The sequence below is a fragment of the Streptomyces sp. NPDC096079 genome, assembly GCF_040303145.1.
GTDB lineage: Bacteria > Actinomycetota > Actinomycetes > Streptomycetales > Streptomycetaceae > Streptomyces.
Genome location: NZ_JBEOST010000030.1, coordinates 59,016 through 67,145, shown reverse-complemented (window position 1 = coordinate 67,145; position 8,130 = coordinate 59,016). Strand labels below are relative to the sequence as shown.

Annotated in this window: 6 protein-coding genes; 1 reads left to right on the top strand and 5 read right to left on the bottom strand. The window is 74.3% G+C overall.

Going from position 1 to position 8,130, the window contains the following annotated elements:
* Positions 1–91: 91 nt before the first annotated feature.
* The 3 genes from ABTY59_RS34730 to ABTY59_RS34720 form a co-directional block, all read right to left on the bottom strand.
* Positions 92–1,291, bottom strand: a complete 1,200-nt coding sequence (locus tag ABTY59_RS34730; protein ID WP_352023121.1) for a glycine C-acetyltransferase — start codon at positions 1,289–1,291, stop codon at positions 92–94.
* A 3-nt stretch (positions 1,292–1,294) separates the two neighbouring features.
* The gene (gene tdh, locus ABTY59_RS34725) at positions 1,295–2,329 is read right to left on the bottom strand and encodes an L-threonine 3-dehydrogenase (protein WP_352023120.1); all 1,035 of its coding nucleotides are present in this window, start codon (positions 2,327–2,329) and stop codon (positions 1,295–1,297) included.
* A gap of 253 nt (positions 2,330–2,582) precedes the next feature.
* On the bottom strand, positions 2,583–4,139 hold the full coding sequence (locus ABTY59_RS34720) for a phytoene desaturase family protein (protein WP_352023119.1): 1,557 nt from the start codon (positions 4,137–4,139) through the stop codon (positions 2,583–2,585).
* A gap of 63 nt (positions 4,140–4,202) precedes the next feature.
* On the opposite strand from ABTY59_RS34720, the gene ABTY59_RS34715 reads away from it, so the two are divergent.
* Positions 4,203–4,865 (top strand): M15 family metallopeptidase, encoded by a 663-nt coding sequence (locus tag ABTY59_RS34715; RefSeq protein WP_352023118.1) that lies wholly within the window; start codon positions 4,203–4,205, stop codon positions 4,863–4,865.
* Positions 4,866–4,897: 32 nt separating this feature from the next.
* On the opposite strand, the gene ABTY59_RS34710 is transcribed toward ABTY59_RS34715, so the two are convergent.
* Positions 4,898–7,126, bottom strand: coding sequence for a serine/threonine-protein kinase (locus ABTY59_RS34710; protein ID WP_352023117.1), 2,229 nt, complete (start codon positions 7,124–7,126; stop codon positions 4,898–4,900).
* A complete protein-coding gene (locus ABTY59_RS34705) occupies positions 7,108–8,022 on the bottom strand; it encodes an oxygenase MpaB family protein (RefSeq protein ID WP_352023116.1) in 915 nt (304 codons plus the stop codon). The genes ABTY59_RS34710 and ABTY59_RS34705 overlap by 19 nt, the downstream gene beginning before the upstream one ends.
* Between the last annotated feature and the right edge of the window lie 108 nt (positions 8,023–8,130).

The window sequence follows — 8,130 nt, the reverse complement described above, 5'->3', positions numbered from 1 at the left end:
CCTCGTAGCGGAGCTACTCGGGTCTTTGGCCGGTGCGGCGAGGGGGCGTGCCGGGCGCCGCGGGTGCTGTGCGGGACTTTCGAAACACCCCCTAGCCGCGCAGGGCGGCGCGGGCGTCGACGAAGGCGTCCACGGCCCGGTTCACGTCCTCCGTCGAGTGGGCGGCGGAGAGCTGGACGCGGATGCGGGCCTGGCCCTGCGGCACGACCGGGTACGAGAAGCCGATCACGTACACCCCGCGCTCCAGGAGCAGCTCGGCCATCCGGCCGGCCTCGGCGGCGTCACCGATCATGACGGGGGCGATGGCGTGGTCGCCGGGGAGGATGTCGAAGCCCTCCTCGGTCATGCGGGAGCGGAACAGCGCCGTGTTGGCGTTGAGGCGCTCGCGCAGGTCGCCGGCGGACTCCAGGAGGTCGAGGACCTTCAGGGAGGCGGCGGCGATGACCGGGGCGAGGGTGTTCGAGAAGAGGTACGGGCGGGAGCGCTGGCGCAGCAGGGCGACGATCTCGGCGCGGGCCGCGACGTAGCCGCCGGAGGCTCCGCCGAGGGCCTTGCCGAGGGTGCCGGTGATGATGTCGACGCGGTCCATGACGCCGTGCAGCTCGGGGGTGCCGCGGCCGCCGGGGCCGACGAAGCCGACGGCGTGCGAGTCGTCGACCATGACCATGGCGTCGTAGCGCTCGGCCAGGTCGCAGATCTCGCCGAGCGGGGCGACGTAGCCGTCCATCGAGAAGACGCCGTCGGTGACGATCAGCTTGCGCCGGGCGCCGCCCTCCGTGGCCTCCTTGAGCTGCTGCTCCAGGTCGGCCATGTCGCGGTTGGCGTAGCGGAAGCGGCGGGCCTTGGAGAGGCGGATGCCGTCGATGATGGAGGCGTGGTTGAGGGCGTCGGAGATGACGGCGTCCTCGGGGCCGAGGATCGTCTCGAACACGCCGCCGTTGGCGTCGAAGCAGGAGGAGTAGAGGATCGTGTCCTCCTGGCCGAGGAAGGCCGAGATGCGGGCCTCCAGCTCCTTGTGCACCTCCTGCGTGCCGCAGATGAAGCGGACGGAGGCCATGCCGTAGCCCCAGCGGTCGAGCGCGGCGTGGGCGGCGGCGACGACCTCGGGGTGGTCGGCGAGGCCCAGGTAGTTGTTGGCGCAGAAGTTGAGCACCTCGCCGGGGCGGCCGCCCGCGGTGACCTCGACGGTCGCGGACTGGGGCGTGCCGATGACCCGCTCGGGCTTGTGCAGCCCGGCCTGCTCGATCTCTTCGAGGGTGGCGCGGACGGAGTCGCGTACGGAATCGAACATGGGTCAGGCTCCCGTGGTCCAGTCGAGGATGATCTTGCCGCTCTTGCCGGAGGCCGCGTCGTCGAAGGCGGCGTCGAAGTCGCGGTAGTCGTAGCGGCCGGTGATGACCGGGCTGAGGTCGAGTCCGCCTTCCAGGAGGACCGACATCGCGTACCAGGTCTCGAACATCTCGCGGCCGTAGATGCCCTTGATCGTGATCATGGAGGTGACGATCTTCGCCCAGTCGACGGCGAAGTCCTCGGCGGGCAGGCCGAGCATGGCGATCTTTCCGCCGTTGGTCATGTTGGCGACCATGTCGCGCATCGCGCGCGGGTTGCCGGACATCTCCAGTCCGACGTCGAAGCCCTCCTTGAGCCCGAGGGTGCGCTGGCCGTCGGCGATGGTCCGCTCGGCGACGTTGAGGGCGAGCGAGACGCCCGTCTTGCGCGCCAGGGCGAGCCGCTCCTCGCTGACGTCGGTGATGACGACGTTACGGGCGCCGGCGTGCTTGGCGACGGCGGCGGCCATGATGCCGATCGGGCCGGCGCCGGTGACGAGGACGTCCTCGCCGACGAGCGGGAAGGACAGGGCCGTGTGCACGGCGTTGCCGAAGGGGTCGAAGATCGCGGCGACGTCGAGGTCGACGGGGACGCGGTGCACCCACACGTTGGAGGCGGGCAGCGCCACGTACTCGGCGAAGGCGCCGTCCCGGCCGACGCCGAGGCCGACGGTGGCGCGGCAGAGGTGGCGGCGGCCGGCGAGGCAGTTGCGGCACTTGCCGCAGACGAGGTGGCCCTCGCCGCTGACCAGGTCGCCGACCTCGATGTCGGCGACGTCACGGCCGACGGAGACGACCTCGCCGACGAACTCGTGGCCGAGCGTCATCGGCGTGGCGATCGTCTTCTGCGCCCAGCCGTCCCAGGAGCGGATGTGCAGGTCGGTCCCGCAGATGCCGGTCCGCTTGACCTTGATGAGGACGTCTCCGGGGCCTGTCTCCGGCTCGGGCACATCCGTGAGCCAGAGTCCCGGCTCCGCCTTCAGCTTGACCAGCGCCTTCAATGCAACGGCTCCCGACGTGCGTGTCCTGTGATGTGGGGGTGCGGGCACGGCTGCGCGCCCAAGATCCCTGGAAGAGAATCTTCCGTATGCCGGGCCCGGGGTCCATCGAGGATTTCTTAAGCGCGCTCGCAGATCAGCTTCACACCCCTGACGGGGACGCGGCGACGCCGACGGGGCCGAACGGATGTGCGCCCCCGCCGGCGTCCGGTTGTGCGCCCCCGCCGGTCACAGCACAGGACTTCCGAAACACCCCCTAGCGCCCCAGGGCCGCCATCGCCGCGTTGTGGCCGGGGATGCCGCTGACTCCCCCGCCGCGCACGGCCCCCGCCCCGCACAGCAGGACGTTGGCGTGGCCGGTCTCGACGCCCCAGCGGCCGGCGTCCTCCGCCGCGTACGGGAAGGAGAGGTCGCGGTGGAAGATGTGGCCGCCGGGGAGCCGCAGTTCGCGTTCGAGGTCGAGCGGGGTCTTCGCCTCGATGCAGGGGCGGCCCTCCTCGTCGAGGGCGAGGCAGTCGGCGATCGGCTCGTCCAGGTGGGCGTCGAGCTCCGCGAGGGTCGCCGCGAGGAGCTTCGCGCGCGTGCCGTCGTTGTCGGCGGCGAAGAGCCGGGCGGGGGTGTGCAGGCCGAACAGGGTGAGTGTCTGGTGGCCGGTGGCGGCCAGGTCCGGGCCGAGGATCGTCGGGTCGGTGAGGGAGTGGCAGTAGATCTCGGACGGCGGAGCGGAGGGCAGCCGCCCCGCGGCGGCCTCGGCGTGGGCGGTGGCCAGCTGACCGTACCCCTCGGCGATGTGGAAGGTGCCGGCGAAGGCCTCGCGCGGGTCGACGGACCGGTCCCGGAGCCGCGGCAGCCGGGTGAGCAGCATGTTGACCTTGAGCTGGGCGCCCTCCGCGGCGGGCGGCGGCGTCTCGCCGAGCAGTGCGGCGAGTTCCTGCGGGGAGGCGTTGACGAGGACCTGGCCGGCTTCGACGGTGCCCTCGCCGTCGGCCGTGCGGTAGGTGATCGCGGCGCGCTGTCCGTCGGTCTCGATCCGGGTGGCCTCGTGGCCGGTGAGGATGCGGGCCCCGGCGGCGCGGGCCGCGTCGGCGAGGGCGTCGGTGAGGGAGCCCATGCCGCCGACGGGCACGTCCCAGTCACCGGTGCCGCCGCCGATCACGTGGTACAGGAAGCAGCGGTTCTGGAGGAGGGTCGGGTCGTGGGCGTCGGCGAAGGTGCCGATCAGGGCGTCGGTGAGCACCACGCCCCGGACGAGGTCGTCGGCGAACGTCTTCTCGACGGTCACGCCGAGGGGCTCCTCGAAGAGCATCCGCCAGGTGTCGCCGTCGTCCACGCGGGCGCGCAGCTCGGCGCGGGTGGGAAGGGGCTCGGTGAGGGTGGGGAAGATCCGGCGCGCGGCCTCGCCGGTGCGGGCGTAGAAGGCCTCCCAGGCCTCGTACGCCCGGTCGGAACCGGTGAGCGCGGCGAAGGAGGCGCGGGTGCGGTCGGGGCCGCCGCCGACGAGGAGGCCGCCGTCGCCCCGGGGGGTGTACGAGGAGACGGACCGCTTCCGCACGGCGAAGCGCAGCCCGAGCTCCCGCACGATCTTGTCCGGGAGGAGCGAGACCAGGTACGAGTACCGGGAGAGGCGGGCGTCGACCCCGGCGAACGGCCGCGTCGACACGGCCGCCCCACCGGTGGAGCCGAGCCGTTCCAGGACGAGGACGCTGCGCCCGGCACGGGCCAGGTAGGCGGCGGCGACGAGCCCGTTGTGCCCGCCTCCGACGACGACGGCGTCGTACGAGCGGGACCCTGCGGAGGCGTGGGGGGCGGTCATGGCTCATGCTCACACGCGCCCGCGTGCCGGGGGAAGACCGCCGTCCAGCGGCATGATCACGGGATGACTGAGATCGTGCTGATGTCGGATCCGAGGGTCGCCGCGATACCCGTGGCGGAGTGCGGTGAACGCCTGGTGGACGTCCGCCGCGTCGCATCGCTGCTCGTCGACCCGCGCAAGCGGGACCCGGACGACGCGTTCGCGTACCTGCGGGAGGGGGTCGTCGGGCGGCTCCTCAAGGCCCAGGAACTGCTGCCGGACGGCCTGCGGCTGCTGTTCGTCGAGGGGTACCGTCCCCCGTCGCTCCAGCGGGCCTACTTCGAGGAGTACGCCGGCGAGCTGCGCGCGCTCCACCCCGAGTGGCCCGGGGAGCGGATCCACGCGGCGGCGAGCCGGTACGTGTCCCCGCCCGAGATCGCCCCGCACAGCGCCGGGGCGGCCGTCGACCTCACCCTGGCCGGGGCCGACGGGCGGGAACTCGACCTGGGCACGCGGATGAACGCGTCCCCGGAGGAGAGCGACGGCGCCTGCTACACCCACGCCGACGGCATCGGCGCGGAGGCCCGCGCCCACCGGGAGCTGCTCGGCTCCGTCCTCACGGCGGCGGGCCTGGTGAACTACCCGACCGAGTGGTGGCACTGGTCCTTCGGCGACCGCTACTGGGCCCTGGAGACCGGGGCGGAGGCGGCCCCCTACGGTCCGAAGGAGCTCACGCCGCGGGGCTGACCGCCGCGCCCCCGGGCCTCGTGCGGAGGCCGTCACGCCTCCGGTGGGGTGGCCGCTCTCAGGAGGAGGGCGGCCGCTTCGGCGTGGCGCCCGAGGCGCTCCAGGCTCTGGGCCTCCTCGTCGAGGGCGGCGAGGGTGTCGGGGTGCGCGGGGCCGAGCAGCCGGGTGCGGGCGGCGGCGACGGCCCGGTGGCACTCCAGCGCCTCCTCCCAGCGGTCGAGCCTCCCGAGGGCGACGGCCGTCTCCCACCGGCTGAGCAGCGTGTCCGGGTGGTCGGCGCCGAGCACCCGCACGCGGTCGGCGTGGACGCCCTCGGACTCGGCGAGCGCCTCCGTCCAGCGCCCGAGGCGGCCGAGGTTGACGGCGAGGGCCTGGCGGGCGCGCAGGGTCTCCGGGCTGTCGGGGCCCTGCGCGCGCGTGCGGGCGGCGACGAGGTCACGGCACACGCCGAGCGCGTCCGCCGCCTGCCCGAGCCGGCCGAGGCAGACCCCGGTCTCGTAGCGGGCGGCGAGGGTGTCCGGATGGTCGGGGCCGAGGGCGGTGGCGCGGGCGTCGGCGACCGCGCGGTACTGCGCGAGCGCCTCCTCTCCGCGGCCGAGCCGGGTCAGGGTGAACGCCACCTCGTGCCGGGTCAGGAGGGTGTCGGGGTGGGCCTCGCCGAGCAGCCGGGCCCGGGCCTCCGCGACCTCGTGGGCCGTGCGGTACGACTCCTCCAGGCGCCCGAGGCGGCCGAGGGTGAAGGCCAGGTTGTGGCGGCAGCGCAGGGTGTCGGGGTGGTCGGGGCCGACCGTGCGCTCCCGCACGGCGAGCACGTCGGCGTACGCCTCGTAGGCCTCGGCGTCCCGTCCGAGACGGCCCAGGGCGTAGGCCCGCTCCTGGCGTGCCGCCAAGGTGTCGGGGTGGTCGGCGCCGAGCACGCGGGCGCGGGCCTCGGCGACCTCCCCGAAGACGCGCAGGGCGTCGGCGGGCCGGTCGAGGCGGGCGAGGGCGAAGCCGACCTCGTAGCGGCTGGTGAGGGTGTCGGGGTGGTCGGCGCCGAGGGTCCCCGCCCGGTCCTGGGCGACGGACCGGTGGACGGACTCGGCCTCCTCCCAGCGGCCGAGCCGGCCGAGGCCCATCCCGGCCCGGAACCGGCCCGCGAGCACCGCGACCAGCTCGGCGGAAGGCGGGGGCGCGGCGGCCGGAGTGCGGGCGGGCGCCGCCGTGGTCCACTCGGTGGTGAGGACGGCCGCCGCCGGATCGTGGGCGGGACGCTGCGCGGCGGCGGCCGCCGGGCGGTGGCCGCCGGTCATCCCCCCGGTCCACGCGGGCGCGGGGGCCGCCTCCTCGGCGGGCGGTACGGGCATGGGCACGGTCACCGGCAGGGCGGGGAGCACGGCCGCCTCGGCGGGCGCCGGGAACCGGGCCGGGCCGTAGCGCCCCGAGACGATGCGGCGGCGCAGGTCTCCCGCGTCGGCCGGCCGCTCCTCGGGGACCTTGGCGAGCAGGTCGACGACGATCCGGTCGAAGTAGTCGGGCAGCTCGGCGCGGCGGGCGCGCGGCGGTCTCGGCACGGTGTCCCGGTGGCCGATGAGAATGGCCCAGGAGTCGCCGAGGTCGAACGGCGGGGCGCCGGTGGCCAGCTCGTACAGCACGCAGCCCAGCGAGTAGAGGTCGCTGCGGTGGTCGATCTCACCGCCGCCGATCTGCTCCGGGGACATGTAGTGGGGCGTGCCCATGGCGATGCCGGTCCCGGTGAGCTTGGAGGTGAAGCCCATGTCGGCGCCGAGTCGCGCTATCCCGAAGTCGCAGATCTTCACCGTGCCGTCCCGCAGCCGCATGATGTTGGCGGGCTTCAGGTCGCGGTGCACGATGCCCTGCCGGTGCGTGTAGGCGAGGGCGTCCGCGACCTGGTCGGCGATCTCGACGACGTCCTGCACGGGCAGCGGGTGCTGGTCGTTGGAGACGAGGAGCTGGCTGAGGTTGCGTCCCTCCAGGAGCTCCATGACGAGGAAGAGCACGCCGTCGTCCTCGCCGAAGTCGTGCACGACGGTGATGCCCCGGTGCTGGAGCGCCGCGGCCACCCGGGCCTCACGGCGGAAGCGCTCGCGCACCACGGTGAGGACCTGCGGGTCCTGCTGCGGGCCGAGCGGTTTGAGGCACTTGACGGCGACACCGCGCCCGAGCGCCTCGTCGGTGGCGCGCCACACCTCGCCCATGCCGCCGCGACCGATCACCTCGTGCAGGCGGTACCGGCCCTGGATCAGTCTGGAGTCCCCCATCGCGTGCTGCCGCCCCCGTCGATTCCGTGCTGCCTCCTCGGCTCCTCCAGTATGGCCGCCGGGTCGGACAGTGAATACGGGGCGGGGTACGCGAACGGGTCGGGGCGGGTCTCCGGGCCGACCCGGTCCACGGCGCGCAGGATGTGCCGGGGCGGCAGCCGCCAGCGCAGGCGGGCGGGGACGGAGCGCAGCAGGTTGGCGGTGGCGACGAGCCGTCGGGTGACGGTCTCGGGCGGCGGGGCGGGGCGGCCGTAGAGCGCGTGGGCGTACGGGGGCAGGGTGTCGTACGCGAGCGCGGTGACGCGCCGCCAGATCACCTCGCGCGCCGGGACCAGGGCGGGTTTGACGGGCGGGCGGCGCAGGAAGTCCTCGACGGTCCTGGCGTCCGGTCCGGCGGCGAGTCCGGGCCGGACGGCGTCGAAGTAGGCGGCGAGTGCGGCGGTGGACGCGGGGACGGCGTCGGGGTCGAGTCCGACGAGCCGGGCGGAGGTGCGGTGCTCGTCGACGTACCGGTCGGCCTCGGCGTCGGTGAGCGGGATCCCGGAGCGGCGCGCGACCGAGAGGTACGAGTCGGTCTCCGCGCAGTGGACCCAGAGCAGGAGTTCGGGGTCGTCGACGCCGAGCAGCCGGTGGATGCGCCGGACACGGGCTCCCGCCGCCTCGGCGGCCTCGGTGGTCCCGTAGCTGAGGGTCCCCACGAAGTCCGCGGTCCTCATGAGCCGGCCCCAGGGGTCGTCCCGGAAACCACTGTTGATCATGACTCCGCGGACGGCGACGGGGTGCAGCGCCTGGAGCCAGAGCGCCCGGACCCCGGCGATCCACATCACCGGGTCACTGTGCAGCTGCCAGGTCACGGAGCGGGGGCCGAAGAGCCCGGGGTCGGCGTCCTGCCTCATGGCGCTCAGGCTACGCCGGAACGGCCCCCGCCGGACCCGGTCGGGACGCGTCCGCTTGCGCGGAGGGCGAGCGGACGCGTCGCGGAGACTCGCGGCGTACGCGCGGGG